Origin of the sequence: Streptomyces phaeolivaceus (genome assembly GCF_009184865.1) — a bacterium.
Lineage (GTDB): Bacteria > Actinomycetota > Actinomycetes > Streptomycetales > Streptomycetaceae > Streptomyces > Streptomyces phaeolivaceus.
Window position 1 is genome coordinate 9,386,791 of the sequence record NZ_CP045096.1, and the last position, 26,068, is coordinate 9,412,858.

Sequence of the window (26,068 nt, forward strand, 5' to 3'; positions counted from 1 at the left end):
ACCGAACCCGCGCACACGGTGGGCACGAACCCGGCGCACACGGTCTGCGTGAACTGGCGCTCGCGGTCTGCGTGAACTGGCGCTCGCGAAGGGCGCGATACCGCTCACGCGACGGGCGAGTCCGCCGTGGCGTGCTCCGGCGGCCACCGCTCGTGCCAGCGCTGGTCCGCCTCCAACTGCGCGGCCAGCGGCAGCGGAAGAGGCTCGCTGTTCGCCGGGCCGAGCAACTGCGCGCCCACCGGCAGCCCGTCCTCCACGAACCCGGCCGGGACGTTCACCCCGGGCCAGCCCAGCACGTTCCACGGCCAGGCGTACGGGCAGGCCGCGATCATCGCGCGGTCGGTGCCGAGTCCGCCGAGGTTCAGCATGGAGCCGACACGCGGCGGGGGAGCGGCGGTCGTCGGCGCCAGCAGCACGTCGTACGAGGTGAACAGCGCGCCGATCCGCCGGTGCGGGGCGACCTCCGCGCGGCGGGCCATGCGCAGGGGCGCGCCGCCGAGCAGCCGGCCGTGGCGGGCGGCGTCCAGGGTGCGCCGGTCGAGAAGGCTCTGCTCGGTGATGGCGCCGACCCGTTCGGCGATACCGGCGGTGGCGCGCGGGACGAAGGTCAGCCCGATCTGCCCGTACCGGGGCTCCGCCTCCTCCACCGCGTGTCCGAGCCCGGCGAGCCGTTCCGCCAGCGCCCGCACCCGCTCCTCCACCCGGGGGTCGAGCCGGGCGGGCAGCGCGGTGAACGGCGGTTTCAGGGACAGCGCGATCCGCAGCCGCCCCGGGTCTCGGCCGACGGCCTCGGAGGCGTCGACGGCGAGGGGTCGGTGCAGATCGCCCTCGTGGTTGCCGCTCGCCGCGTCCAGCAGCAGAGCGGCGTCGGCGACCGTGCGGGCGAGGGTGCCGTTGACGGTGATGCCCTGGAAGGACTCCGCGTGCGGCCAGGTCGAGATCCGGCCGCGCTGCGGCTTGACGCCGATGAGATGCGTCCAGGAGGCCGGGATACGGACCGACCCGGCGCCGTCGGAGCCGAGCGCGGCGGGAACGAGGCCCGCCGCGACGGCCGCCGCCGATCCGCCGGAGGAGCCGCCGGGGGTGTGGTCCGGATGCCAGGGATTCCGGGTGGCGCCGAGGGGGCCCCTCCGTGAACGGCCACTGCCCCAGCTCGCAGGTGTTGGTCTTGCCGACGACGATCGCCCCCGCCGCGCGCAGCCGTCGTACGGCCTCGCCGTCCTCCGGCAGCGAGGGGAACTCCCCCCGGCAGCCGAACGCGGTCGGTTCGCCCGCCACGTCCATGTCGTCCTTCACGGCCACCGGCACACCGAGCAGGGGCCGCCGGCCGCCCTCCGCCAGCTCCTTGTCCGCCGCGCCGGCCTCCACGAGCGCCGCCTCGGCCCGGACCCGCCGGAACGCGTTCACCGTCCCCTGACTCGCCTCGATCCGGGCGAGCGTCGCCTCCACCAGCGCCCGCGACGTCACCTCCCCCGCCGCCAGTGCGCGAGCGCACTCCACGAGACCCGGCGCACGGTCGACACCCATACGGAACACCTCCGGAAGCAGGATTTCTACGTCATGGCTTCTCCTCGTGCGGGTACCGCGTCCACGGTGCCTTGCGCACCGCGCCGCGTGCCAACGGTTCGTACGGCGATGATGAGCGCGTCGGCGAGGCGCGCGGAGGCCGTCGTACGGCGGTGGATGCCCGCCGTCCGGCGGGTGGCCCGCACCCACATCGAACACACAGTTCACGCCATAGCTTCCGGGCGTCGCCGCCCCGACGCGCCCGCGCAGGTGGGCGATCGCCGGACCGGGGGAGAGCGGTCCGTTGAACATCGTCGAGAGCCGGGCCGTATGTCCTTGGCCAGACGCGAGAACGCGTATCGCCTGCCGGTTCCGACCAGCGGGTCCGCTCCGGGCGCCGATCGGGCGTCCGGGGGCGGGTGCCGAAAGCACACCTTTGTGCGGATGGCGCGAAATGGCCGCCGGGTTGAACAGATTTCGAACACATTCGCCAAACTGCCCAGCCACAAAGATCGGTGGCCCGAACCCCGAGCCACCGTAGGGCCGGTAGTCCCCCGGCCGGAACGACCTTCACCGCTTCTGCAAGGATGCCGTCCTCATGGTGCAGATACCGAAAGAGCCCGCCCCGCCCTCGCCCCTGCAGCGATCCGTGCCCACGAGCGCCGATGTGGCACGACTCGCGGGTGTCTCCCGCGCGACGGTCAGCTACGTCCTCAACAACACCAGCGCGGTCCGGATCAGTGAGCCGACCCGCCGCCGGGTCCACGAGGCAGCCAAGGAACTCGGCTACGTGCCCCACGCGGCGGCCCGCAGCCTGCGCGCCGGCCACAGCCGCCTGGTGCTGATGCCCACCCCGAACGTGCCCATCGGGCCGCTCTACAGCCAGTTCATCAACGAGATCCAATGGGCCCTCAGCCGCCTCGACTACACGGTCGTGCAGCACGGCGGCATCGGCCTGCGCGGCGACGACGCCGCCCGCGCCTGGGCCGAACTGCGCCCCGTCGCCGTGATCGTGCCCGGCGTCGGCCTCGGCCCGCAGGGCGTCGCCGTCCTCAAGCGCTCCGGCGCCAAGGCCGTCGTCACCCTCACCCCCGAACCCGTCGAGGGCGCCCACGCGCTGATCCTGGACCACGCGGGCGTCGGCCACAGCGCCGGCCGGCACCTCGTGGAGCGCGGCAGGCGCCGTATCGGTGTCGTCGTGCCCGAGGAGCCCGGCTTCGGGGTGTTCTCCCAGCCCCGGCTGGCCGGCGTACGGCGCGCGGTGCAGGGCACGGACGCCACGGTCACGGAACTGCCGCTCGCCTACGACGAGGCCGCCGCCGCCCGGCTCGCCCGCGACTGGCGCTCGCTCGGTCTGGACGCGGTGTTCGCGTACAACGACGAATACGCGATGCTGGTGATGCGGGCCCTTCAGGACGAGGGCGTCGGCGTTCCCGGGGAGACGGCCGTGGTCGGGGCCGACGACCTGATGCTCGGCCGGCTGCTTCGGCCGCGCCTCAGCACCGTCCACCTGGAGCTGCCGTCCGGACGGCACCTCGCGGAACTGGTCGACCGCGTGGTGCGCGACCCCGCGTCGGTCCCCACGACCCACGATGTGCTGGGCGCGCGGATCGTGCACCGCGAATCGAGCTGAACGGCGGGACGGCAGGGGCGCCGAACGGCGACAATCGCGTGCAGCGGACCGGGCAGGACCGGACCCTCGCCTCGTGAGGCGCGCCATGCGCACGACGGTCGGCATCATCGGCGGGGGCCCCGCCGGGCTCCTCCTCGCCCGGCTGCCGCACCGGGCGGACATCGACTGCGTGGCCCTGGAGAGCCGCACCCGGGCGCACGGCGAACAGGGGCGGCACGCCGGGCTGCTGGAGCAGGGCACGGTCGACGCCCTGCGCGCGTGCGGCGCCGCCGAACGACTGGAGACCGAGGGCCGGGTGCAGCACGGCGTCGAGCTGCGCTTCGACCGCGAGCGGCACCGCCTCGGCCGCGAGCGGTACCGCCTCGGCCTCCCGGCCCTCACCGGCGGCCGTACGGTCACGGTCCATGACCCGACGGAGCTGGTGAAGGACCTCGTCGCCCTGGCGACTCGCCGAAGGAGCACCGCTGTTGTTCCAGGCGGAGGCGATCGGCGTCGGGGGCGCGCTCGGTGAGCGGCCGGTGGTGCACTTCGTCCACGACGGCTACCAGGAGGAGTTGTCCTGCGAGTGGGTGGTCGGCTGCGACGGCTTCCATGGCGTCTCCCGCCATGTGTTCCCCGCCCCGGCCCGCCGGGTGCACGAGTACGAGTACCCGTACTCCTGGCTCGGCGTCCTGGCCGAAGTCCCGCCGCCCGGCGAGGAGTCGGTCTACGCGCGCGGCGACCACGGCTTCGCCCCGCACGGCATGCGCTCACCGTCGGAGTCCCTGTTCCGGCTCCAGGTCCCCAACGGCACCGACCCGGGCGAATGGCCCGACGAGCGGATCTGGGACGAACTCGCCGCCCGCCTCGCGCTCGACGCCGATGGGACCCTGGAACGCGGCCCGATCACCGCCAAGTCAGTGACCCCGATGAGGAGTTATGTCCACGAGCCGATGCGCCACGGACGGCTGCTGCTGGCCGGGGACGCGGCCCACGTCCTGCCGCCCACCGGCGACAAGGGCCTCAACCTCGCCGTCTCCGACGTCCGCGTCCTGGCCCAGGCCCTCATCGAGCTGTACGAGGGCAAATCGGCGCAACTCCTCGACCGGTACTCGGAGTTGTGCCTCGACCGGATCTGGCAGGCCACCCGCTTCGCCTACGACATGACCCGGATGCTGCACACCCGGCCCGACGGGGGCGCCTTCGACCGGCGCCTCCAACTCGCCCGGCTGCGCCGGATCACGGCGTCCCGGCAGGCGGCGCCCGAACTGGCCGCCCACTACACGGGACTACCGCTGACCTGGTGAACCGGCCGGTTCACTGACCGTTCTGCTCGACCTGCGCCTGCTGCTCGGCGACCGCCTTGCGGACCTCGTCCATGTCCAGCTCGCGGGCCTGTCCGATGACATCGGTCAGCGCGGCCTCGGGCAGCGCGCCCGGCTGCGCGAACACGGCGACCTGGTCGCGGACGATCATCAGCGTCGGGATCGACTGGATACCGAAGGCCTGCGCCAGCTCCGGCTGCGCCTCGGTGTCCACCTTGCCGAACACCAGGTCCGGGTTGTCACCGGCGGCCTTCTCGTAGACCGGGGCGAACTGCCGGCACGGCCCGCACCACGACGCCCAGAAGTCGATCAGGACGAACTCGTTCTCGGTGACCGTCTGGTCGAAGTTCTCCTTGGTGAGCTCCACGGTGCTGCTCATGGCGTGCATCCCTCTTCCTGGTATCGGTGCTCGGGCGAGCCGCTTGCGACAACGCCGGCCCGCGACGGCGTATTCCGCGCGCGTACCCGTGTGGCCACGGCGCACACCACCAACCAGACTGGCCCCATGACGGATACGGAGAACACCGATACGGAACACGCCGACGACACGGCGGAAGCCACGACGACCGAGTACGACGTGGTGGTGCTCGGTGCCGGACCCGTGGGGGAGAACGTCGCCGACCGCACCCGCGCGGCCGGGCTGTCGACCGCGGTCGTGGAGAGCGAACTGGTCGGCGGCGAGTGCTCGTACTGGGCGTGCATGCCCAGCAAGGCCCTGCTGCGCCCCGCGATCGCCCGCGCCGACGCCCGCCGCGTCCCCGGCCTGCGCCAGCTCGTCGACGGCCCGCTGGACGCAGCCGAGGTCCTCGCGCACCGCGACTACGAGACCTCCCACTGGAAGGACGACGGCCAGATCGGCTGGCTGGACAGCATCGGGGTGGCGTTCCACCGGGGCCACGGCCGCCTCGCCGGACCCCGCCGGGTGATCGTGGACGCCGCCGACGGCGGGCGCCACGTCCTCACCGCCCGGCACGCCGTGGTCGTCTCCACCGGCAGCCGCGCGCTCCTGCCCGACCTGCCGGGACTGGCCCAGGTCAAGCCCTGGACCAGCCGTGAGGCCACCAGCGCCCAGGCGGTCCCCGGCCGGCTGATCGTCGTCGGCGGCGGTGTCGTCGCCGTCGAGATGGCCACCGCCTGGCGCTCCCTCGGCTCCGAGGTCACCCTCCTCGTCCGCGGCAAGGGCCTGCTGCCCCGGATGGAGCCCTTCGCCGGGGAACTGATCGCCGAGGCGCTCGTCGAGGCGGGCGCGGACGTCCGCACCGGTACGTCCGTGACGGCCGTGTCCCGGGAGAACGGCACCGTGGTGGCCCTCACCGACACCGGCGACCGGCTGGAGGCCGACGAGATCCTCTTCGCCACCGGCCGCGCCCCGCGCACCGAGGACATCGGCCTCGACACCGTCGGCCTGGAGTCCGGCGCGTGGCTGTCCGTGGACGACAGCCTCCGGGTGACGGGCAGCGACTGGCTGTACGGGGTCGGCGACGTCAACCACCGGGCGCTCCTCACCCATCAGGGCAAGTACCAGGCCCGGATCGCCGGGGCCGCCATCGCCGCCCGCGCGGCCGGGGTGCCGATCCTGGAGAGCGACCCGTGGGGCGCCCACGCGGCCACCGCCGACCACGCCGCCGTCCCCCAGGTCGTCTTCACCGACCCCGAGGCCGGCGCCGTCGGCCTCTCCCTCGCCGAGGCCGAGCAGGCCGGGCTCCGGGTCCGCGCGGTCGACGTCGAGTTCTCCTCCGTCGCGGGCGCGGGCCTGTACGCCGACGGCTACCGGGGCCGCGCCCGCATGATCGTCGACCTGGACCGCGAGACCCTCGTCGGCGTCACCTTCGTCGGCCCCGCCGTCGGCGAACTCGTCCACTCCGCCACCGTCGCCGTCGCCGGGGAGGTCCCGATCGGGCGCCTGTGGCACGCGGTGCCCTCGTACCCGACGATCAGCGAGGTGTGGCTGCGGCTGCTGGAGGCGTACCGGGGCTGAACCGGACGGCGATGCGCGTACCGGCCGCGGCGCTACTCGGGGAGCAGGAAGCCCAGCTCCCGCGCGGCCCTGGCCGGGATCGGATCGTTCCAGCGGTCGGCCATCGCCTGGTTCGAGGAGAGCGAACGCAACTCGGCGTGGTCGAGGTAGAGCGTTCCGTTCAGGTGGTCCGTCTCGTGTTGGACGATCCGGGCGGGCCACCCCGAGAACTCCTCGTCCACCGCCCGCCCGTGCTCGTCGAGCGCCCGCAGCCGCACCTTGGCGTGCCGGGCCACCACGGCCTGCCAGCCCGGCACGCTCAGACAGCCCTCGAAGAACGCGTCACGGAACGACCCGACCGCCTCGTACGCCGGATTGACCAGGACCCGGAACGGCTGCGGCACCCGGCCCCGGGCGAGCCGGACCTCCTCCGGGACCGGCGCGGGATCCTCGATCACCGCGATCCGCAGCGACACCCCGACCTGGGGTGCGGCGAGCCCGACGCCCGGGGCCGCGTGCATGGTGGCGCGCAGGGCGGCGACGAACCGGGCCAGGAGCCCCAAGTCCAGCTGCCCGTCGAAGGGTTCGGCGGTACGGCGCAGCACCGGATCGCCCGCGGCGACGATCGGCAGCGGCCCCTCATGGGCGAGGAGCTCCTCCACCCGGTCGCTCAGGGGACGGGACGCGATGCGATCGGGTGCGGAGGCCGTCGGCGGTGCGGAGGCCGTCGGCCGCGCGGAAGCCGTCGGCCGCGCGGAAGCCGCCGGGTACTCGCCAGCGGTCGGGTCTTCGTCAGTCGTCGGGTGTTCGGAAGCCATCGGGTCAGGATGCCAACCGCGCCTCCGCGACGCGAGGCGGCTCTCGCGGGCCCGCTCCCACCGGTACGGGTGTGTGACCCGCCTCACACGAAGTGCCGGGAACTCGACGCGTACACGCCCCGACTACTCAACCGCCACGACGTCCCCGCATCCCGGAGCGCCCGCCGATGACCATCGCCCCCTCGACCGAGACGGACGAGCCCCAGAAACCCGTCGCCAAGCCCGACGGCGCGACGAAGGGCTGGGCCTCCCTCCGGCCGCTCGTCCTGCGGCTGCACTTCTACGCGGGCGTCCTCGTCGCCCCGTTCCTGCTGGTCGCCGCCCTGACCGGCGGGCTGTACGCCGCCTCCTTCTCGATCGAGAGGATCGTCTACGCGGACCAGATGACCGTCGCGAAGGTCGGCGACGAGAAGCTGCCCATCTCCGAGCAGGTCGCCGCCGCCCGTGAGGCGCACCCCGAGGGCACCGTCTCCGCCGTACGCCCCTCGCCCGAGGACGACGCCACGACCCGGGTGATGCTGACCGGCGTCGAGGGCATCGACGAGACCAACACACTCGCGGTGTTCGTCGACCCGTACACGGCGGAGGTGCGCGGCGCCCTGGAGCAGTACGGCTCCACCGGCGCGCTGCCGGTGCGGACCTGGATCGACAAGTTCCACGCCAACCTGCGGCTCGGTGAGACCGGCCGCCTCTACAGCGAACTCGCCGCCAGCTGGCTGTGGGTCATCTCGGCCGGCGGCCTCGTGCTCTGGTTCGCCCGCCGCCGCTCCCAGCGCAAGGTGCGCGGCACCACCGGCCGCCGCCGCACCCTGGGCCTGCACGGCACGGTCGGCGTCTGGGCCGCCGCCGGGTTCTTCTTCCTCTCGGCGACGGGCCTGACCTGGTCGACGTACGCGGGCGCCAACATCGAGGTCCTGCGCACCGAACTGCACCAGGCCACCCCGGCCATCTCGGCCGCGGCCGGCGACCACGGCGGTCACGGCGGCGGCGCGACGCAGAAGACGGAGGAAGGGGGCGAGGCCACGACGGGCGACCTCGACAAGATCCTCGCCGCCGCACGCGCCGAGGGCCTCGGCGACCCGGTGGAGATCGTGCCGCCCGCCGACGCGGCCTCCACGTACGTCGTGAAGCAGGTCCAGCGCAGCTGGCCCACCAAGCAGGACGCGGTGGCCGTGGACCCGGCGAGCGCCGAGGTCACCGACACCCTCCGGTTCGCCGACTACCCGGTCCTCGCCAAGCTGTCCCGCTGGGGCATCGACGGCCACACCGGCGTCCTCTTCGGCCTGGCCAACCAGCTGCTCCTGATGGCCCTCGCGGGCTCCCTGGTCGTGCTGATCCTCTGGGGCTACCGCATGTGGTGGCAGCGCGGCCGGGCCTCGTCCTTCGGCCGCCCGATCCCACGCGGCGCCTGGCAGCAGGTCCCGCCCCAGATCCTGGTCCCCGCCCTCGCGGTCATCGCCGTCCTCGGCTACTTCGTCCCGCTCCTTGGCATCCCGCTCGCCGTGTTCATCGCGGTGGACGTCGTTCTGGGCGAGATGGCGCACCGACGCGGCAAGCGGTCGTACGGCGGCCGGGTGGAGGCGAAGTAGCGGCAGCGGCCGGGCGGAGACGACCCGGGCCTCCAGGGGAGGCGAAGCGGCGAGAGGGGGCGCGTCCGACCGGACGCGCCCCCTCTGCCTGCGTCGACTGCCTGCGTCGACGGCCCGCGTCGACCGTCCTCCGCGACCGCTCGGGCGACCGGGGCGCCCCTCACGGCAGCCCGGAGTCGCCTCTCACAACCGCTCGAAGTCGCCCGCGAGCGCCGAGGCGATCCGCAGATGAGACTCCGCCTCGTCGTGCCGGGCCTGCCGCTCCAGCGTGCGGCCCAGCATCAGCCGGGCGTAGTGCTCCACCGGGTCCCGCTCGACGAGAACCCGCAACTCGGCCTCGGCGCGGCGCAGTTGGGCCGAGTGGTAGTAGGCGCGGGCCAGCAGCAGCCGTGGGCCGGTCTGCTCCGGAACCTCCTCGACCAGCGGGCCGAGGACGCGCGCGGCGGCGGCGTAGTCCTTGGCGTCGAAGAACATCCGGGCGCGCTCCCAGCGCTCGGCGGCGGACCCGTGGTCGTAGTACGTCGTGTCCACTGATGACCTCCTTCGACGGCCCAGAACCCCCGATGGCGGTTGAATATTCCACTACTTCGTGGCGGTCAGCTCGGCGTTGGCCCGCTCGGTGATGAGGGTCAGTACGCGGCCGGCGACCGCCAGGTCCTCGGTCGGGATGTCGGCGTAGATCCGGGCGGAGAGGGGCGCCGTCGCGGCGGTGGACCCGGTGTGGGCCTCCAGCCCGGCCTCCGTGACCGTGAGCCGGGACGGCCGCTCCGGGTCCGGCGCCACGAGCTTCGCGGCGACCAACTCCTCGACGACGGCCCGTATGTCGGCCTCGTCGACCTTGAGGGAGTCGACGACCTGGCCGACGAGCGCGTCCCGCTCGACGGGTCCGTCGGCGATCGCGGCGAGCCGGAGGGTCACCGACTGCTGGAACGTCAGCCCGTAGCCGACGAGCACGTGCTCCAGGACGGCGCGGGCGGCGTGGTGGGCGAGGCCGATGACCCGGGAGTTGAGGGCGGGTGCGGGTGCCGTGGACATCGGAGTGGAGTTGGAGTTGGTCATGGCTGCTCCTTCTCGGGGGCGGTGGCCGGGGCGAGGGGTACGTCGAGCAGGGTGGTCAGATCGCGTGCGAGCTCCTCGGTCCGGGTGCCGTCGAGGCCGCCGAGTGGCTCCAGCAGCTGGTCCATCAGCCCCTGGACGACCTCGATCGCACGCCGGGCCACCTCGCGTCCCTCCTCGGTGAGCGCCAGCCGTACGGCGCGGGGGTCGCGGGGGTCGCGGGTGCGTTCGAGGAGCCCCGAGGTCTCCAGGGCGCGGGCCAGCTTGGAGACGTACAGGGCCTCCAGGCCGGTATGGTCCGCGAGCTGCCGCTGACTCGGCCGCCGGCCGGCCCGGTGCATGCCGTACAGCGACGCCACCAGCGAGTACTGCGCGTGCGTCAGCCCCAGCGGAGCGACCGCGCGGTCGACCGCGACCCGCCACTTCATGGACAGCAGCCAGACGAGAAAGCCAGGGGTCGCACCCCCGAAAGTCGAACTCATGACTGATACCGTACATGGCTACTGTAGCCATGGCTACTATTTTGTACGGGTACGGGTACGGGTAGGTGTCCCTCGCTCGTCACTCCTCCGGGATCCGTGCCCGGTGACCGGCTCCGCGCCCTTTCTGAGCCAAGTGGCTCGGGGCGGGTCGGGGGATGGCTGACGGCGGGAGCCGGACGGGTCTAGGTTGTGGAGCATGAGCAATCTTGATCGCGAGGCGGTGCCCGCGGTGTGCGGCGGTCGGGGCTTCGTGGTGGCCGAGCCGGTTCGTGAACTTCTCAGCCCGCGCCGGGTGCAGCTCGGCGAGTCCACCGAGGTGCGGCGTCTGCTGCCGAACCTGGGCCGCCGGATGGTCGGCGCCTGGGCCTTCGTAGATCACTACGGTCCCGACGACATCGCCGACGAGCCCGGTATGCAGGTGCCGCCGCACCCGCACATGGGCCTGCAGACGGTCAGCTGGCTGCACCAGGGCGAGGTGCTGCACCGCGACTCCACCGGCAGCCTCCAGACGATCCGTCCGCGCGAGCTGGGCCTGATGACGTCCGGACGGGCCATCAGCCACTCGGAGGAGAGCCCCAAGTCCCACGCCCGCTTCCTGCATGGCGCTCAGCTGTGGGTGGCACTGCCGGACAGCCACCGGCACACCGACCCGCGCTTCGAGCACCACGCCGAACTGCCCGTAGTCGCGGCCGCCGGCCTGAGCGCCACGCTCATCCTGGGTTCCCTGGACGGCGCGACGTCGCCAGGCACGACCTTCACCCCGATCGTCGGCGCCGACCTCGCGCTGGCCCCGGGCGCCGATCTGCGTCTCCCTCTCGAACCGGACTTCGAGTACGCCGTCCTCGCCATGTCCGGCGAGGCCCACGTCGACGGCGTCCCGGTCCTCCCCGGCTCCATGCTCTACCTCGGCTGCGGCCGCACGGACCTCCCCCTGCGGGCCGACGCGAACGCCTCCCTGATGCTCCTCGGCGGGGAGCCCTTCGAGGAGGAGTTGATCATGTTCTGGAACTTCATCGGGCGCTCCCAGTCCGAGATCGAACAGGCCCGTCAGGACTGGATGACGGGCACCCGCTTCGGCGAGGTGAAGGGCTACGACGGAGATCCGCTGCCCGCGCCGACGCTGCCGGCGGTGCCGCTGAAGCCGCGCGGAAGGGTGCGCTGAACTGCGTCGACTCAAGGGCGCGGTCGTCTGGGGTGGAACACCGATCGCGCCTAGGGAGATCCCTGCCTCGCGGTGGCAGTGCCGGCCGATGCCTCCGCGGGGAGTGGACCGGCGGGTCCGGCGGGTCCCGCGTGACCAGGGGGAAGGAGTGCGCGACGACGTTCTTCAGGGCGCCGTCGGCGACCTTCCGGTCGAAGGGGTTGAGCGCGGCGGCGTGCAGACGGACGAGCAGTTCACCGGCGCCAGGCTCCGGGTCGGGCAGGTCCGTGAGGTGCGGCTCCGCGCCGAAGCCGGTGACGACGACGGCCCTCATGGCCGCTCCCAGGTGACCGTCAGTTCGTTGCGGCGGCCGAAGCGTTCGAGATGGCTGCCGACGACTTCCTGGATGGTGGCGAGCGTGGACGCGTCGGGCGCGGTCACCTTGATCAGGAGGTGGTCCTCGGCGGGCTGGAGCAGGACATCGGTCTGCTGGAAGGTGAGGCGGTGGCCGCCGTCGGGGGTCTCCTCGGTGGGGATCTTCCGGCCGAAGTGCGAGGAGAGCTGCTTGGCATAGCGCGGGGCGGCGTCGGTGGTGGCGCGGCCGAGGGAAGTGGGCATGGGGAACTCCAGGGGTGCGAGTGAACGAGGTGACCCTTGCTTCAAATTTGAAGCCGATCGCCGGTTCGATGATAGCCCTATATGCTTCAAATTTGAATCAAGACTCGGGTGGTGCCGGTCCGGCGGGCAGACTGTCCGCATGACCCTCCACTGCGCTGTGCTGGACGACTACCAGGGCGCCGCCCTCACCATGGCCGACTGGAGCCCCCTCGCGGGCCAGGTCGAGGTACGGACCCTCCGCGAGAACATCACCGACCGGGACAGGCTCGCCGCCGAGCTGGCCGACTGCGAGATCGTCGTCATCATGCGGGAGCGCACCCCCTTCGACGCCGAACTCCTGCGCCGACTCCCCGCGTTGCGCCTGCTGGTGACCACCGGGATGCGCAACGCCTCGATCGACCTCGCCGCCGCGCGGGCCCAGGGCGTGACCGTCTGCGGTACGGCGAGCAGCCCCACCCCGCCCGTCGAGCTGACCTGGGCGCTCCTGCTCGGCCTCGCCCGCCACCTCACCGCCGAGAACCGGGCGTTGCGCGAGGGCGGCCCCTGGCAGTCCACCGTCGGCCAGGACCTGCGCGGCCGCACCCTCGGGCTGCTCGGACTCGGCAAGATCGGCACCCGGGTGGCACGTGTCGCGGGTGCCTTCGGTATGGAGGTCCTCGCCTGGAGCGAGAACCTCACCGCCGAGCGCGCGACCGAGGCCGGCGCCCAACTGGCCGACAGCAAGGACGACTTGCTCCGCCGCAGCGACTTCGTCTCCGTCCACCTCGTCCTCTCCGACCGCACCCGCGGCCTGCTCGGCGAGCCGGAACTGCGCGCCATGCGCCCGCACGCGTACCTCGTCAACACCTCCCGCGCCGCCATCGTCGACGGCGCGGCACTGCTGCGCGCCCTGCGGGAGAACTGGATCGCCGGCGCCGGACTCGACGTCTTCGAGACCGAGCCCCTCCCCGCCGACGACCCCCTGCGCTCCCTGTCGAACGTGCTCGCCACCCCCCACCTCGGCTATGTCACCGAGCGGAACTACCGCACCTTCTACACGGAGGCGGTGGAGGACATCACGGCGTTCCTGGCCGGCACCCCCGTCCGACCGCTGACGGGCGGCTGACGGACGACTGCACCGCCCCCCATCGCCGCCACCGCCCCCATCGCCCACTCGGCACCGCTCCTGTGACGCGCTCCACACGCATGCCCCGGAACTCGGTTCGCGGCCGTCCCGACTACTGCTTCGGTACGGCGCGATCCGAGTGACGCCGTACGACGTGACCTGGAGACGCGGTTGATGGACGAGTCCCGGCAATCCCCCTTACCCGGCGCGGGCGCGCCCTCGCGCCGAGCCGTGCCACCGCCCGCGCTCTGTGGCTTCCTCCTGCTGCTGGCGCTGATCTTCACCGTGTCCTACGCCGTGGGCGCCGCCGCCGGCCCCGTGGCACCCGGCATGCGCTCCACGACGACCAGCGATGACGACGGGGCGACGGAGAACACGGGCGGCTCAGACGGTACGGGCGGCACCAGTGACATGGACGGCATGGACGGCATGGACGGCATGGACGAGGGAGGCCGCTGATGGGCGCCGAGCCTGCGACCGCCCTGGTGATCACCGATCTGACTGTCGGCGGTATGACCCGCGCGGCCGGTGTGAACCGGGACGAGAAGAAACTCGGCAGGCTGGAGGGCGTCACGGCGACCGTCAACCTGGCCACGGGCATGGCGCGCGTGACGCATCCGGCGGGCATCGGCCCGGACGAACTCGTCGCCACCGTGGAGAAGGCGGGCTACACGGCCGCCCTGCCCGAGCCGCCCGAACGGGAGCGGAACGCGGACGACGGCGATGGCGATGGCGATAACGATGGCGACAGCGAAGGCGGCGATGCCGAGGCCGAGGAACTGCGCCCGGAGCGGGACCGGCTCGTCGTCACCGTCCTGCTCGCGGTACCCGTGCTCGTGCTGTCGATGGTGCCCGATCTGCAGTTCCGCAACTGGCAGTGGCTGTGCTTCACCTTCACCGCACCCGTCGCCGTCTGGAGCTCCTGGCCCTTCCACATCCGGGCCGTACGAGGACTGCGGCACTCCGCGGCGACCATGGACACCCTGGTGTCGCTGGGTGTGGCGGCCTCCTTCTCCTGGTCGGTGTACGCCCTCTTCCTCGGCGGTGCGGGCGACCCCGGGATGCGGATGCCGTTCAGCCTGGTGCCGACCGCGTCGGACGGTACGGCGCACATCTGTCTCGAAGCGGCCGTCGGCGTACCGCTGTTCGTCCTCGCGGGGCGGTACCTGGAGGCGCGGGCCCGCCGGGGGACCGGTGCGGCGCTGCGGTCGCTGGCCGGCCCGCCGCCGAGGAGGTGTCGGTCCGCGACGCCGACGGCATCGAACAGCTCGTCCGCATCGAGGAGTTGACGGCCGGACAGGTCTTCGTCGTACGGCCGGGGGAGCGGGTCGCCACCGACGGTGAGGTGGTGGAGGGAAGCTCCGCCGTGGATCTGTCCCTGGTGACCGGGGAGAGCGAACCCGTCGAGGTCGGGCCCGGCTCGGCGGTGGTCGGCGGGGCCGTCAACGCCGGGGGTCTGCTGCTAGTCCGGGCCACGGCCGTGGGTGCGGACACCCAACTCGCCCGGATCACACGGCTGGTGACGGACGCTCAGGCCGGGAAGGCGCGCGCCGAGCGGCTGGCCGACACCGTGGCCGGGGTCTTCGTCCCGGTGGTGCTGGCACTGGCCGCCACCACGCTCGGGTTCTGGCTGGGCGCTGGCGCCGATCCCCAGGCGGCGATCACCGCCGGGGTGGCCGTCCTGGTGGTGGCCTGCCCGTGCGCGCTGGGCCTCGCCACCCCGACCGCGCTGATGGCGGCGACCGGACGGGGCGCGCAGCTGGGCGTCCTCGTCACCGGGCCGCAGGCGCTGGAGGGGCTGCGGCACATCGACGCTGTCGTCCTGGACAAGACCGGCACCCTCACCACCGGGCACCTGACCGTCGCCAAGGTCACCGCCGTACCGGACGGGCTCGGCCGCGACACCGTACTGCGGCTGGCGGGGGCCGTCGAACAGGGCTCGGAACACCCCCTCGGCCGGGCCGTCGTCGCGTACGCGCGGCGGGAGACGGACGGGCGGAGGCGGAAGGACGGGGCGCAGGAGACCGGCGGGCGGCGGCTGCCGGACGTCAGCGCGTTCGTGGCGCTGGCGGGGCGCGGGGTGAGCGGTCGGGTCGAGGGGCGGCTCGTCGAAGTGCTCGCCCGGGCGACGAGTTGCCCGACGCCCTCGCCGACGCGCTGGCGGCGGCCGAGGCGGCGGCCCGCACACCCGTCGTGGTACGCGTGGACGGCACCCCCGAAGCGCTGATCGAGATCGGCGACGTCCTACGCCCCGGCAGCTACCGGGCCGTCGAGCGGTTGCGCGGACTGGGCGTACGGCCGGTGCTCGCCACCGGCGACCGCGAGGCACCCGCCCGAGCCGTCGCCTCCGCGCTGGGCATCGACGAGGTGCACGCCTGCCGCACCCCCGAGGACAAGGCCGAACTCGTCCTGGACCTCCAGGAACAGGGGTACCGGGTCGCGGTCGTCGGCGACGGGGTCAACGACGCCGCCGCGCTGGCCGACGCCGACCTGGGCATCGCCATGGGCACGGGTACGGATGTGGCCATCGGCGCCGCCGACGTCACCCTCGTCCGGGGCGACATCGAGGCCCTCCCGGACGCCGTCCGGCTCGCCCGGCGCACGCTGGGCACGATCCGCGTCAACCTCGTCTGGGCCTTCGGCTACAACGTCGTCACCGTGCCGCTCGCCATGGTCGGCCTCCTCAACCCGATGCTCGCCGCGGCGGCCATGTCGGCCAGCTCGGTGCTGGTCGTCGCCAACAGCCTGCGTCTGCGCGCCTGGCGGCCCACCCGAGCCCATGCCCCCGCTCCCGCCCCCGCGACCCGGAGCCGTACCCGATGACCGGTGGACCCCCGGCGGCCCCCGCCCGCCCCGAGACACCCCCGGCGGCCGAACGCGCCGCCGCTCCCTGGCGGCCGAGACGCCGCCGCCTCACCGACACCCTGCTCGCCGCCCTCGCCCCCGTCCTCGTCTGTGCCCTCGCCCTCAGCGGTCTGACCCTGTGGACCGTGTAAGGCAACGCGGGCACCCCGCCGCGCATCGCCGTGACCGCGGGGCGGGTGTTCCTGCCGACCGGCGACACCCCGGAGACGGCGGCGTTCTTCCGGATCACCAACAGCGGGGGTTCGGCCGACCGGCTGCTGAAGGTGACCTCCGCCGACATCGACGGCGCCGGCGGCCTCAGCCGGCACCGTATGACCGGCACGGCCTCCGCCGTCTCCGAGACGGTGGCCTCGGTCGGCGTACCGGCGGGCGGCACCGTCGCCATGACCCCGACCGGCCTCGACGTGATCGTCCCGGCGAACACGGACTGGCGGTTCGGCGACCTCGTCGACTTCACCCTGCACTTCGAGCACAGCGGGACCGTGCGGGCCCTCGCCGTGGTGGACCGCCCCGGCGGGGCGGCCGAGTGAAACCGTGTCCGCCCCGGGCCGCGGTGTTCGCGGCCGTCTGCGTGCTGCTCGCCGCGCTCGGCCATCTCCTCTGCAACAACTGCAACAAGAACCCGACGCGCACCTCGCACGCGCGAACGCTCGCACCGAGGAGTCCCGTATGTCGAAGAAACGGCCGGTCGCCGTCGCCCTGGCCGGCGCGCTCTGTCTGGTCACCACGGCCTGCGCCGACGCGACCGGGACAGCGGGCGCGGGCGGCGGCGACGCCTCGGCGGCAGCGGCGGGGACGGGCTATCCGGTGACCCTCGACAACTGCGGGGACTCCGAGAAGTTCACCGAGGCGCCGAGCCGGGTCGTCGTCATGAACGGCGCCTCGGTCGCCGAGGTCTCCACCCTGCTCGCCCTCGGCCTCGACGACAGGATCGTCGCCAACCAGCAGAGCTACGGCATGTCCGAGGTCGAGGGCCGGGCCGCGGCCATCAAGAAACTCCCCTCCGGTGACGTCAAGCTCAACGACGCCTACGACATCCCGCGCGAGACGATGATCGGACTGCGCCCCGATCTGGTGCTGTCCACGACCTCGTACGGCTTCGACGAGAAGAACGGCTTCGCCACCCGCGAGCAGCTGAAGGACGTGGCCGCCCACTCCTATGTCTCCCCGCAGGGCTGCGACCAGGACACCTCGAGGATGACCGTCGCGGACAGCTACACGCTGCTGCGGGACATGGGCAAGATCTTCGACAAGGGCGACGAGGCGGAGAAGCTGATCGCCGCCTCGGAGAAGAAGATCGCCGGCATCACCGCGAAGGCGAAGGGCGAGGAGCAGCCCAAGGTCATGGTCCTCTTCTCCAACATGGCCATGGGCGGCAACGACTTCAGCTCGGTCGTCGCCAAGGGCGTCTACAACGACATCCTCGCCAAGGCCGGCGGCACCAACGCCTTCGAGAACGCCTCGAAGACCTCCTTCGCCGACCTGAGCAAGGAGAAGGTGGCCGCCACCGACGTCGACGCGCTCGTCGTCATCGGTTACAACGACCCCGACCCGGCGGCCTACGCCGAGAAACTGCTGAAGGAGTTCCCCCAGTGGCCGGCCGCGAAGAACAAGACGTACGTGGCCCTGTCGGACTCGATGTACCTCGGCCCGAGCAACGACCTGGCCGTGGAGAAGATCGCCGAGATGCTGCACCCCGACAAGGTCTGAGCGGTCCGCGGCTGTCCCTCGCCGTCGGTGTCCTCTCCGTCGTGCTCGTCGCCGTCATGGTGGTGGCGGTCAGTATCGGCGCGGTGAACATCCCGGTGGGCGAGGTGTGGCGGGTCCTGCTGCACCACCTCACCGGGCGGGGCGCCACCGGCGATCCCGCGCTGTACTGGTGAAGGGGCAGTGTTTCAGGGCTGCACTATTCGATGTGCGTCAGCCGCGTACGGATGAATGCGGACAGCTTCTGATGCACTGATGGAAGTTGCTTGGCCGTCTGCGGCCGGCCGATGGCAGGCGGCGGGCGACCGTAGCTGCAGTTGGCGGACCAGACCGGCGGTACGCGCGGGTCAACCGCAACCCGCCGGACCTGGAAAAGCCTTCGACCGACCACACGCCGATCCGGCACCCTCCCCAGCATGACCACGTCGTCCTTCATTCCCGGGTTGGAACTCTCCCGCCGCTTCTACCTCGAAGCCGTACGGCCCCTGCTGGACGAGGCCGCGCCGGGGGTGATGCACTCAGCAGCCCGCCTCGGCAGCGGATCGGAAGTCCTCGGATTTGACACTGCCCGCTCCGCTGACCACGAGTGGGGTCCCCGCCTCCAGATCTTCCTGGGCTCCCAGGACGTCACCCGCCACGGAGCGACGATCACGGCACTGCTCTCCGAACGCCTGCCGAAAACCTTCCACGGCTACCCGACGCACTTCGCCCCCGTCGGCGAAGGAGACATCCGGGTCATGCAGACAACTGAGGGGCCAGTCCACCACCGAGTCGAAGTCACAGCCCCAGGCGCTTGGTTCACCAGGCAACTGGGCTTCGACCCGCGTACCGACATCACCCTGACGGACTGGCTGGCCACCCCCACTCAGCTCCTCGCCGAGGTCACTGCCGGTGCCGTCTTCCACGACGGACTTGGTCAACTCGCACCAGCTCGCGCCAACCTCGAGTGGTACCCCCACGACCTCTGGCTCCACCTACTCGCCTGCCAGTGGCAGCGCGTCTCCCGGGAGGAAGCCTTCGTCGGCCGCTGCGGCGAAGTGGGCGACGAAATCGGCTCCGCCATCGTCGCCGCCCGCCTGGTGCGCGATCTGATGCGACTCTGCCTGCTCATGGACCGCCGCTACCCGCCCTACAGCAAGTGGCTCGGCAGCGCCTTCGCCCGCACCCCCCAGGCACCCGCCCTCACCCCGGTCCTCACCGCGGCCCTCACTGCCACCGACTGGCACACCCGCGAGCACCACTTGACCCGCGCCTACGAGGCCGTCGCGGCCACACACAACCAACTCGGCCTCACCGACCCTGTCGACCCCGCCACGCGGCCCTACCACGCCAGACCCTTTCAGGTGCTGCACGCCGAACGCTTCACTGCGACACTGACCACCCGCATCACCGACCCGGCCCTCCGCACCCTGCCGACGATCGGAAACGTCGACCAGTTCATCGACAGCACCGACATCCTCAGCCATCCGGAACTGACGCGCGCCGCCACTCGCGCAACGGTCTGTTCTCCCCCTGAGTGTTAGCGGCCAGTTCAGATTCCCCAGTGGCAGCCAGTTACTGGGGAGACAACTGGCCACCGATGTCACTGGGTGTGATGGCAGTCGGTGGGGTGTCCACCTCGGCGTATCGATCCATTGGCGTCAGTAGACGATTGAGACGATCTGGCAGGCCTCTTCGGCCAGTTCGCGGTCGCCATCGATACGGGCGCGGACCAGAGCAGTGTCCGGTTGGATGCCGCGGGTGCACAGGCGCCATGCCGTCTCCGAGTCCAGTCCTATGAGCGCGGCGGGGCGTTGGGTGTCGGGCTCGGCGAGCGACCAGACGTCCCCGGTGGCTGTCGCCGTCCACGTGCCACCGGCCGGGCCGTTGATCCGCACTTGGACCTGAGTGCCGACCGGCACGGTGACCTCACGCAGGGTGTGGGGCAGGGCTCGCATGAAGGTGTCCAGGACCACGGACAGCAGGCGAGGATCGGTATCGGTGCCCCGGCCGATGGCGTGGCGAATCTGTTGACGATGGGTCCAGAACTCGGTGAAGTCGCGGGCGCTGTCCAGCCACGTCGGAGCCGGATCGACGCCGGCCCATGACACTGCCAGGGACGGGGCGTCGGGGTCGGTGGCCTCGAAGAACCGGACGACCTGACCGCCGATCAGGTCGAGGGTGTCGGTGAGGGCGGCCGGGCTCACGCGGCGCTGGGCGTCGACCCATTCCTGGTTGATGCAGTGGATAAACGCCTCCAGAGTTTCGCCCGGCGCGAAGGTAGGGCCTTCCTGGTGACCGTCGCGGTCCCGGGCAAGCCGGCCGTAGAAGTCGCCCAGGACGTGGGCGGCAAGATCTCTCACGGTCCAGCCCGGCAGCGCCTTCTTGCCCCAGTCGTCAGGGGCCAGGCCCCGCAGCGTGGTCATCAGCGCGGCCTGCTCCGGGGCAAACAGAGGGCGGGCATCGATCGGAGCACCTAACCAGGGATGGCTCGGCACGGTATTGAGCTGGGCATCCATGGCTCAAACCTGCCAACCGGGCGACCACTTCGCTAGCGAATATCCCGCACGGGCCACGCCTTTCGACTACCTTGCGTAACCGCGCTAATAACTGGCCGTACGTGGGCAAATTCTGGTGGCCGCTGTCACCTGAGACCTCCGTCTCAGAGCAATAGAGGGAGAGAGCGAAGCCGCCAGACAGTTGGGGACATTCATCCCGTAGGCCGCCGGGGAACCAAGGCCATACGCCGACAGCAAGGCTGTCGGCGTCTCGCAAACTGACGTGCGTTGCACATCGCCGTCCATGCACACTCCACGCATGGGTGCTGACATCGTCGTATCGCTTCAGGAGAAGGCTCTGCTGCATGTCGCGGCTTCATGTGGAGGAGGGCCGCTCGTTGGGGATCTCCGGGTGACGATGCACTTTCATCCCGATCGTCCCGCACAGAATCGTCCGATTTTGGCCCAGATGGTGGAAGACGGTATCTACCGGTCACAGTTCGTGACAGGCACGAGCAACGGTGGTCTGACCGCTCATCCTGGTGGAGACCGGTGGCGTTGGGAGAGTCGTATTTTTGGCGGTGCTTACGACGAGGCCTCGGATGACCAGCGCCCTGTATACGGTGCGCTGAACTACCGCCGTGATCCGGTCGGTGGTGCACCGCGGTTCGGCTCTTCGTACTTCAGACTCAACACCGAGACCCTGAGACGCACCACGTTCTGCTACCCCGACAGTTCCACCGAGCCTTCTGACTTCGGCATTGCAGATCGCTGCTCGCTCATCGACCTGGCTAAGGCGGACGGGTTGGACGCCTTGGATTGTCACATCGAGGCACAGATTCACGGACGGGTCAGGTTCGACTGTGACGTCGAGGCGCTGGTGATGGACCCCAGCTACCGCGGCACAGAGGTTGAAGCCTCAGCTCATCGCCTCCCGTGCCCCATCGAATGGCACCCAGGTTTTCGGCTCAGCGTGGCTGAACTACGACGTCACTCAAGCTACCGGGGACAGGAATACGTTGAGCTGGGTGCCGAGATCGCCGTTGACGGCCTTCTCGACCCCAAGGTCATCGGGGATGCCGCCCGCACTGGTCGGTACAGCCTTCAGGACCTCAAGAAGGTCTGGCACTGCCTGGCACGCTTCGGAGTACGCACCGTGCCTGCTGAGTGAGTAGCAACGTCCCCTCGCGGCTGGACGAACAGGCTGATTGCCGAGCAATTACCTGAGAGAGCGTCACTCGGTAGCTTTGAGGGCCGCGAGGTAGCCGGCCCAACTGTCTTGGGCCAGTGCCGCCCACTGGACGGCGGTGTTCTTGTGGATCCCGAAGAGGTCGCACATGACAATCGGCGGAAGCTCACCGGCCATGCCGAACAAGGAAGTGTTGCGGGCCGCGAGGGTGGGCAGACCGTGCTTCGCGAGCTGCGCCGCCAGACCTCCATGGCTTCGCGGGCGGCCGGCGAGACGGCCCGGGAGAAGAAGCTGCTGGTGCTCGCTGTCGGGCAAGGCTCCCACCGCCGAGTGCCTTCGGCCCTCAGCGATCTGTCGTTCGATGAGACGAGCCAGCGTCGGCGGCAGGAGCACGGGGTTCTTGTCGAAGGTGAAGTAGGCCCCGGTGTCGTCCTCGTGGAATTGATCGGCGGTCAAGTGGACGATACGGGTGATCGGCAATCCATAGAGGCGGATGAGGGCGCCGGCGATGCGGATGTCCAGGGGCAGTGATGTGTCCGTGAGGCACCGGCGTAGTTGATCGGCTTGATCGTCGTCGTCGAGGAAGGTTGCCGGTGCGGGCCGCTGGTATCCGGGGTATTCCAGGTTCCGGGTCAGGCCGCGCTTGTTCGTCCATTTGATGAAGGCTGCGGTCAGGCGCGGCCGGGACGGCTTGGCCTGGGCCAGCCAGACCTCGAGGTCGGTCTGGGTCAGGGCCCGCAGGTCGAGGTGGCGGTCGTCGAGCCACTGCATGAACTCGATCGCGGCTCGGATCTCGCTGCGGTCGCTGTGGGCGGCTTTGTCTGTGTACCGGCGGCGAGTGGCGCGTCGGCGGGCATCGCGGATGATGAACCATTCGGCGAACGGTCGGATGATCTCCGAGCGTGCGGCGGGCAGGTGCTGGGCGGCGGCCCGGAACCACAGCTCCAGCTGGACGAGATTCTCTTGCCGCAGCGGCAGGATCCCAGCGTGGACGAGCAGTTCCCGGACGTAGCGGGTGGCCGGTTCCTGCGGCAGCTCATCGAGAAGTTCATGGGTGATCTCTGCGGTCGCCAACCCGCTCGCCGACCCCGTCGTCCTGGGCTTCTCCTACGACGCCTCCCTGGGCGCCGTCCTGGTCATCACCCTCGGCGGGGCCACCCTCGCGGGATTCGGCGGGCTCGGGGTGTCGGGCGCGGCCTTCGTCGGCGCGCTGACCGCCGGGGTCCTCGCCTTCGCCCTGGGCCGCCGCGGCGGGCTGGCCCCGATCCGGCTGGTCCTCGCCGGGGTCGTCGTCGGCTATGTCTTCCTCTCGCTCACCAGCTTCGTCCAGCTGATGGCGACGCCCACCGAGCTGCGCACCGTGATGTTCTGGATGCTCGGCAGTGTCGCCGGTGCCCAGTGGGACCAACTCCCCGTCGTCGCCGTGGTGGTGGTGACGAGCACGGTCGTGCTGACCCTGTTCGGACGGCGGCTCAACGCTCTGCTCTCCGGGGACGAGTCGGCCACCGCGCTCGGGGTGGACGTCAACCGGCTGCGGGCGCTCCTGCTGATCCTCAGCGCGCTGCTCACCGGCACCGTCATCGCCGTCGCGGGCGGCATCGGCTTCGTCGGGCTGATGGTCCCCCATCTCGTCCGGCTCACGGTCGGCGCCGACCACCGCAGGCTGCTGCCCCTGACCGCGCTGCTCGGCGCCGTCTACCTCGTCGCCGTCGACCTGCTCTCCCGCACCCTCAACCGCCCCAACGAACTCCCGCTGGGCATCCTCACCGTCCTGCTCGGCGCCCCCTTCTTCCTGTGGCTGCTGCGCCGCGACAAGGGCCTGGACACCGTGTGAACAAGAGCCCGGACGCCAGATGAACAGGGGCCTGGACATCGTATGAAACTGACCGTGGACCAGCTCCACATCATCCTCGACCGCACCCCGATCCTTCGCGCGGTGAACCTGGACGCCGACAAAGGGGATGTCGTCGGGCTCGTTGGCCCCAACGGCAGCGGGAAGTCCACCCTGCTCCGCGCCGTCTACCGCTCGCTGCGGCCCGCCGGGGGAGTGGTCAGGGTGGGCGGTGACGATGTGTGGGAACTGCCCGCGCGGACGGCGGCCCGTCGTACGGCGGCCGTGCTCCAGGACTCCGGTACCACCGCCGGCCTGAGCGTGCGGGAGATCGTGGCCCTCGGGCGCACGCCCCACCACGGGCTGATGGGGCGGGACGGCGCCGAGGACCGGGAGGCCGTGGCCGACGCGGTCGCCCGCTGCGGAGTCGAACCGTTCGCGGACCGCGACTACGCGACTCTCTCCGGCGGCGAACGCCAACGCGTCCTGCTGGCCCGCGCCCTCGCCCAGCGACCGAGGCTGCTGGTCCTGGACGAACTCACCAACCATCTCGACATCCGCGCCCGGTTCGAACTCCTGGACCTGATCCGCTCCACCGGGATCACCACGCTCGCCGTGCCGCACGACCTCGACCTCGCCGCCCGCCTCTGCGACCACCTCGCCGTCCTCCACGGCGGCGAGGTGGTCGCGGCGGGCCCGGTGCTGGAGGTCCTGACGCCGGATCTCCTGCGGGACGTGTTCGGCGTTCGCGGTCACACGGAACGGCACGCCGACGGCGTCGTCCGTATCATCTACGCGGCCCGGCCGCTGGCCGACGACCCCACGGAGGAGGCTCAGCGGTAGCAGGTGGTGACCCCCGGACGCCAGGGGCAGGCGAGGCCGGCGAAGCCGCCGTTGGCGGTGACGTCGACGGTGAACGTGTCGCCGCCGCGCAGCACCCGCCGGTCCTGGACGAGCCCCTCGGCGCCGTCCCGGACCGTCTCGACCAGCCACTTGCCCGACCCGAGCGACAGGGGTACTTCCGCCGTACGGGCCGCTCCCGCGTACACCCCGCCCAGGAACCAGCGGTCACCGCTGCGGCGGGCGAGCACCGCCTCCTGGCCGGGCTGTCCGGCGAGCAGCCGGGTGTCGTCCCAGGCGGCGGGGACCTGGTCGAAGTAGGCGCGGGCGAGCGGCCGGGCGTCGTACGACTCGGGGGTGCCCGCGAACATCTGGAGCCCCGACTCGTAGGCGACGGTGAGCCCGACCTCGGCCGCGTCGGAGTTGGGGCGCAGTCCGACGCGCTGGAAGGCGCCGGGGGTGAAGTCCATGGAGCCGATGACGTTGCGGGTGAACGGCAGGGTGGTGAGATGGGCGGCGGTGTTGGTGCGCTTCTCCTCGCCCGCGACGCCCTCCAGGGTCATGACGTGCGGCCAGGTGCGCTGGATGCCCTTGGGGATCGTGGAACCGTGGAAGTTGACCAGGAGATGGTGGTCGGCGGTCTCGGGGAGGATCGCGTCGTACCACTTCAGCGTGGCCTGGGCCTCCGAGTCCATGAAGTCGATCTTGACGCCCTTGACGCCCCAGCGTTCCAGCGTGGGCAGCCACCGGGCGCGCTCCTCGGCGGTGTCGAGGTCACGCTGATGGATCCAGACGATGATGCCGACGCCCTTGGCCCGCGCGTACTCCACGAGTTCGGGCATCCAGCTGTTGGTCTGCCATTCCGGGTCGGTGGTGTCCCAGGCGTCGGACCTGAAGTACCAGCCCGCGTCGACCGCCTCGTACGGCCAGCCGCGTTCGGCCGCGTAGTCGACGTACGCCTTCTGCGCGGTGAGGCTCTGACCGGCCGGTCGGCCGCCCGCGAGCCAGGTCCACAGGGCGGTGCCGGGCCGGATCCAGGAACGGTCGCGGACCTTGGAGGCGGGGGCCAGGTCATCGGTGAAGGTGGAGCGGGTGACGGTGGCGAGATCGCCGGTGACCATGGCCCGCCAGGGGGTGGCGAGCGGGCCGTCGGCCGTGACCCGGTCGTCGGCGAGCTTGATCCGGTAGGTGCCCGAGCCCTGTTCATGGGTGAGCCGGGCGCCGGAGTAGGCGCCGGTGAGATCGGACTCGGCGAGCAGGGTGTAGCCGCCGTCGGTGCGGAACAGCGCCTGGTCCGAGTACGCGCCGGTGGGCGCGCCCGCGGCCGTGTACTGGACGAACTGCCCCTCGTTGTCGGCCCGGTAGGTGCCCAGCCACGCGCTCGCGTCCGCCGGGAGGTTGAACGCGGAGGTCTCGCCCAGCACATCGCCTTGGCCGGCGGGCAGGACGTAGCGGTAGGCGACACCGTCCGCCGAGGCGCGGACGACGAGGTCGAGGCGGGCGCCGGCGGCGGTCGCGAACGACAGCCGGCTCTCGTCCATCCGCACCCGGCGCTCCAGCCGCTTGCCGGCTTTCGTCCGGTACCGCTCGTCGATCGTCCGGTCCCTGCGGTGCAGGAAGCGCAACCTCTGTGACAGATCGGCCTGTTCGGTGACGATGCCGACGGGCGACGCTTCGAGGACCGTACGGCCGTCGCGGGACACCGTGAGACTCAGGGCGCCGGTGTCGGCGTCCAGGGACACCCGCGCGCGGGGCGCGTGCGCGGACGCCGACACGGACGCCGACTCGGACGCCGACTCGGACGCCGACACGGACGCCGACACGGACGCCGACCAGGCGCGGTCGTGCGGTTCGGCCCGTGCGGGCACGGTCGTGAGAAGGGTGGCCACCAGCCCGGCGCAGAGCCCGGCGACCGTGGTCCTGACCATCGTGGCCGTCCTGGTCGTCCTG

The 26,068-nt window shown here is 71.6% G+C and carries 21 protein-coding genes and 4 pseudogenes; 15 read left to right on the plus strand and 10 right to left on the minus strand.

Annotated elements, in window-relative coordinates:
* Positions 1 to 104 precede the first annotated feature (104 nt).
* A pseudogene (locus F9278_RS42730) lies at positions 105 to 1,527 on the minus strand (amidase).
* Positions 1,528 to 2,104: 577 nt separating this feature from the next.
* On the opposite strand from F9278_RS42730, the gene F9278_RS42735 reads away from it, so the two are divergent.
* Positions 2,105 to 3,139, plus strand: coding sequence for a LacI family DNA-binding transcriptional regulator (locus tag F9278_RS42735; RefSeq protein ID WP_152173128.1), 1,035 nt, complete (start codon positions 2,105 to 2,107; stop codon positions 3,137 to 3,139).
* Positions 3,140 to 3,224: 85 nt separating this feature from the next.
* Positions 3,225 to 4,425, plus strand: a pseudogene (locus F9278_RS42740) (4-hydroxybenzoate 3-monooxygenase).
* 10 nt (positions 4,426 to 4,435) lie between these two features.
* Here the strand turns inward: F9278_RS42740 and trxA are convergent.
* Entirely contained in the window at positions 4,436 to 4,822 is a 387-nt protein-coding gene (trxA, locus tag F9278_RS42745) for a thioredoxin (RefSeq protein ID WP_193241897.1), read from the minus strand.
* 126 nt (positions 4,823 to 4,948) lie between these two features.
* Between trxA and F9278_RS42750 the strand changes: the two genes are divergently transcribed.
* On the plus strand, positions 4,949 to 6,421 hold the full coding sequence (locus F9278_RS42750) for a dihydrolipoyl dehydrogenase family protein (protein ID WP_193241898.1): 1,473 nt from the start codon (positions 4,949 to 4,951) through the stop codon (positions 6,419 to 6,421).
* Positions 6,422 to 6,453: 32 nt separating this feature from the next.
* Here the strand turns inward: F9278_RS42750 and F9278_RS42755 are convergent, their stop codons facing one another.
* Positions 6,454 to 7,218 (minus strand): peptide deformylase, encoded by a 765-nt coding sequence (locus F9278_RS42755; RefSeq protein WP_226967178.1) that lies wholly within the window; start codon positions 7,216 to 7,218, stop codon positions 6,454 to 6,456.
* A gap of 167 nt (positions 7,219 to 7,385) precedes the next feature.
* Here F9278_RS42755 and F9278_RS42760 point away from each other — a divergent pair, with 167 nt between their 5' ends.
* Positions 7,386 to 8,807: a PepSY-associated TM helix domain-containing protein gene (locus F9278_RS42760; RefSeq protein WP_152173130.1), complete on the plus strand. Its 1,422-nt coding sequence runs from the start codon at positions 7,386 to 7,388 to the stop codon at positions 8,805 to 8,807.
* Between the two features lie 183 nt (positions 8,808 to 8,990).
* Here F9278_RS42760 and F9278_RS42765 read toward each other — a convergent pair whose 3' ends face one another.
* Genes F9278_RS42765 through F9278_RS42775 form a run of 3 tightly spaced genes read right to left on the minus strand, consistent with a single transcriptional unit; the run spans position 8,991 to position 10,345 of the window.
* Positions 8,991 to 9,338, minus strand: a complete 348-nt coding sequence (locus F9278_RS42765; protein WP_152173131.1) for a tetratricopeptide repeat protein — start codon at positions 9,336 to 9,338, stop codon at positions 8,991 to 8,993.
* Between the two features lie 51 nt (positions 9,339 to 9,389).
* On the minus strand, positions 9,390 to 9,866 hold the full coding sequence (locus F9278_RS42770; protein ID WP_226967179.1) for a MarR family transcriptional regulator: 477 nt from the start codon (positions 9,864 to 9,866) through the stop codon (positions 9,390 to 9,392).
* Positions 9,863 to 10,345, minus strand: a complete 483-nt coding sequence (locus F9278_RS42775) for a MarR family winged helix-turn-helix transcriptional regulator (RefSeq protein ID WP_152173132.1) — start codon at positions 10,343 to 10,345, stop codon at positions 9,863 to 9,865. The genes F9278_RS42770 and F9278_RS42775 overlap by 4 nt, the downstream gene beginning before the upstream one ends.
* A 196-nt stretch (positions 10,346 to 10,541) precedes the next feature.
* On the opposite strand from F9278_RS42775, the gene F9278_RS42780 reads away from it, so the two are divergent.
* Positions 10,542 to 11,507, plus strand: coding sequence for a pirin family protein (locus F9278_RS42780; RefSeq protein ID WP_152173133.1), 966 nt, complete (start codon positions 10,542 to 10,544; stop codon positions 11,505 to 11,507).
* Between the two features lie 309 nt (positions 11,508 to 11,816).
* On the opposite strand, the gene F9278_RS42785 is transcribed toward F9278_RS42780, so the two are convergent.
* Positions 11,817 to 12,104, minus strand: coding sequence for a DUF2218 domain-containing protein (locus tag F9278_RS42785; RefSeq protein ID WP_152173134.1), 288 nt, complete (start codon positions 12,102 to 12,104; stop codon positions 11,817 to 11,819).
* A 139-nt stretch (positions 12,105 to 12,243) separates the two neighbouring features.
* Between F9278_RS42785 and F9278_RS42790 the strand changes: the two genes are divergently transcribed.
* The 7 genes and pseudogenes from F9278_RS42790 (at position 12,244) to F9278_RS42820 (ending at position 19,304) form a co-directional block, all read left to right on the plus strand.
* Positions 12,244 to 13,209: a D-2-hydroxyacid dehydrogenase family protein gene (locus F9278_RS42790; RefSeq protein WP_193241899.1), complete on the plus strand. Its 966-nt coding sequence runs from the start codon at positions 12,244 to 12,246 to the stop codon at positions 13,207 to 13,209.
* A gap of 231 nt (positions 13,210 to 13,440) precedes the next feature.
* Positions 13,441 to 13,668, plus strand: coding sequence for a hypothetical protein (locus tag F9278_RS42795; RefSeq protein WP_404818991.1), 228 nt, complete (start codon positions 13,441 to 13,443; stop codon positions 13,666 to 13,668).
* Positions 13,668 to 16,032: pseudogene (locus F9278_RS42800) on the plus strand (heavy metal translocating P-type ATPase). Before F9278_RS42795 ends, F9278_RS42800 begins: the two are co-directional and overlap by 1 nt.
* A pseudogene (locus F9278_RS48935) lies at positions 16,029 to 16,604 on the plus strand (copper chaperone PCu(A)C). Before F9278_RS42800 ends, F9278_RS48935 begins: the two co-directional pseudogenes overlap by 4 nt.
* Before the next feature lie 139 nt (positions 16,605 to 16,743).
* Complete coding sequence (locus F9278_RS42810; protein ID WP_152173136.1) at positions 16,744 to 17,784, plus strand: ABC transporter substrate-binding protein; 1,041 nt, start codon at positions 16,744 to 16,746, stop codon at positions 17,782 to 17,784.
* 41 nt (positions 17,785 to 17,825) lie between these two features.
* Positions 17,826 to 17,957, plus strand: a complete 132-nt coding sequence (locus F9278_RS42815; RefSeq protein WP_404818992.1) for a hypothetical protein — start codon at positions 17,826 to 17,828, stop codon at positions 17,955 to 17,957.
* A gap of 240 nt (positions 17,958 to 18,197) precedes the next feature.
* Entirely contained in the window at positions 18,198 to 19,304 is a 1,107-nt protein-coding gene (locus F9278_RS42820) for a DUF4037 domain-containing protein (RefSeq protein ID WP_152173137.1), read from the plus strand.
* Positions 19,305 to 19,421: 117 nt separating this feature from the next.
* On the opposite strand, the gene F9278_RS42825 is transcribed toward F9278_RS42820, so the two are convergent.
* Entirely contained in the window at positions 19,422 to 20,279 is an 858-nt protein-coding gene (locus F9278_RS42825; RefSeq protein WP_152173138.1) for a maleylpyruvate isomerase family mycothiol-dependent enzyme, read from the minus strand.
* 298 nt (positions 20,280 to 20,577) lie between these two features.
* Here F9278_RS42825 and F9278_RS42830 point away from each other — a divergent pair, with 298 nt between their 5' ends.
* Entirely contained in the window at positions 20,578 to 21,429 is an 852-nt protein-coding gene (locus tag F9278_RS42830) for a DUF3626 domain-containing protein (protein WP_193241900.1), read from the plus strand.
* Positions 21,430 to 21,492: 63 nt separating this feature from the next.
* On the opposite strand, the gene F9278_RS42835 is transcribed toward F9278_RS42830, so the two are convergent.
* Positions 21,493 to 22,521 (minus strand): hypothetical protein, encoded by a 1,029-nt coding sequence (locus tag F9278_RS42835; RefSeq protein WP_152173139.1) that lies wholly within the window; start codon positions 22,519 to 22,521, stop codon positions 21,493 to 21,495.
* On the opposite strand from F9278_RS42835, the gene F9278_RS42840 reads away from it, so the two are divergent.
* A complete protein-coding gene (locus tag F9278_RS42840) occupies positions 22,502 to 23,281 on the plus strand; it encodes a FecCD family ABC transporter permease (protein WP_226967181.1) in 780 nt (259 codons plus the stop codon). The two genes, F9278_RS42835 and F9278_RS42840, sit on opposite strands and share 20 nt — an antisense overlap.
* Positions 23,282 to 23,323: 42 nt before the next feature.
* A complete protein-coding gene (locus F9278_RS42845) occupies positions 23,324 to 24,121 on the plus strand; it encodes an ABC transporter ATP-binding protein (protein ID WP_152173140.1) in 798 nt (265 codons plus the stop codon).
* Here the strand turns inward: F9278_RS42845 and F9278_RS42850 are convergent.
* Entirely contained in the window at positions 24,112 to 26,046 is a 1,935-nt protein-coding gene (locus tag F9278_RS42850; RefSeq protein WP_193242095.1) for a glycoside hydrolase family 97 protein, read from the minus strand. The genes F9278_RS42845 and F9278_RS42850 overlap by 10 nt on opposite strands.
* Positions 26,047 to 26,068 lie beyond the last annotated feature (22 nt).

Bases quoted from the DNA above. Each gene is read 5' to 3' on its own strand.
- F9278_RS42735 (WP_152173128.1), top strand. From the start codon at position 2,105: ATGGTGCAGATACCGAAAGAGCCCGCCCCGCCCTCGCCCCTGCAGCGA.
- trxA (WP_193241897.1), bottom strand. From the start codon at position 4,822: ATGAGCAGCACCGTGGAGCTCACCAAGGAGAACTTCGACCAGACGGTC.
- F9278_RS42750 (WP_193241898.1), top strand. From the start codon at position 4,949: ATGACGGATACGGAGAACACCGATACGGAACACGCCGACGACACGGCG.
- F9278_RS42755 (WP_226967178.1), bottom strand. From the start codon at position 7,218: ATGGCTTCCGAACACCCGACGACTGACGAAGACCCGACCGCTGGCGAG.
- F9278_RS42760 (WP_152173130.1), top strand. From the start codon at position 7,386: ATGACCATCGCCCCCTCGACCGAGACGGACGAGCCCCAGAAACCCGTC.
- F9278_RS42770 (WP_226967179.1), bottom strand. From the start codon at position 9,866: ATGACCAACTCCAACTCCACTCCGATGTCCACGGCACCCGCACCCGCC.
- F9278_RS42775 (WP_152173132.1), bottom strand. From the start codon at position 10,345: ATGAGTTCGACTTTCGGGGGTGCGACCCCTGGCTTTCTCGTCTGGCTG.
- F9278_RS42780 (WP_152173133.1), top strand. From the start codon at position 10,542: ATGAGCAATCTTGATCGCGAGGCGGTGCCCGCGGTGTGCGGCGGTCGG.
- F9278_RS42785 (WP_152173134.1), bottom strand. From the start codon at position 12,104: ATGCCCACTTCCCTCGGCCGCGCCACCACCGACGCCGCCCCGCGCTAT.
- F9278_RS42790 (WP_193241899.1), top strand. From the start codon at position 12,244: ATGACCCTCCACTGCGCTGTGCTGGACGACTACCAGGGCGCCGCCCTC.
- F9278_RS42810 (WP_152173136.1), top strand. From the start codon at position 16,744: ATGTCGAAGAAACGGCCGGTCGCCGTCGCCCTGGCCGGCGCGCTCTGT.
- F9278_RS42820 (WP_152173137.1), top strand. From the start codon at position 18,198: ATGACCACGTCGTCCTTCATTCCCGGGTTGGAACTCTCCCGCCGCTTC.
- F9278_RS42825 (WP_152173138.1), bottom strand. From the start codon at position 20,279: ATGGATGCCCAGCTCAATACCGTGCCGAGCCATCCCTGGTTAGGTGCT.
- F9278_RS42830 (WP_193241900.1), top strand. From the start codon at position 20,578: ATGGGTGCTGACATCGTCGTATCGCTTCAGGAGAAGGCTCTGCTGCAT.
- F9278_RS42845 (WP_152173140.1), top strand. From the start codon at position 23,324: ATGAAACTGACCGTGGACCAGCTCCACATCATCCTCGACCGCACCCCG.
- F9278_RS42850 (WP_193242095.1), bottom strand. From the start codon at position 26,046: ATGGTCAGGACCACGGTCGCCGGGCTCTGCGCCGGGCTGGTGGCCACC.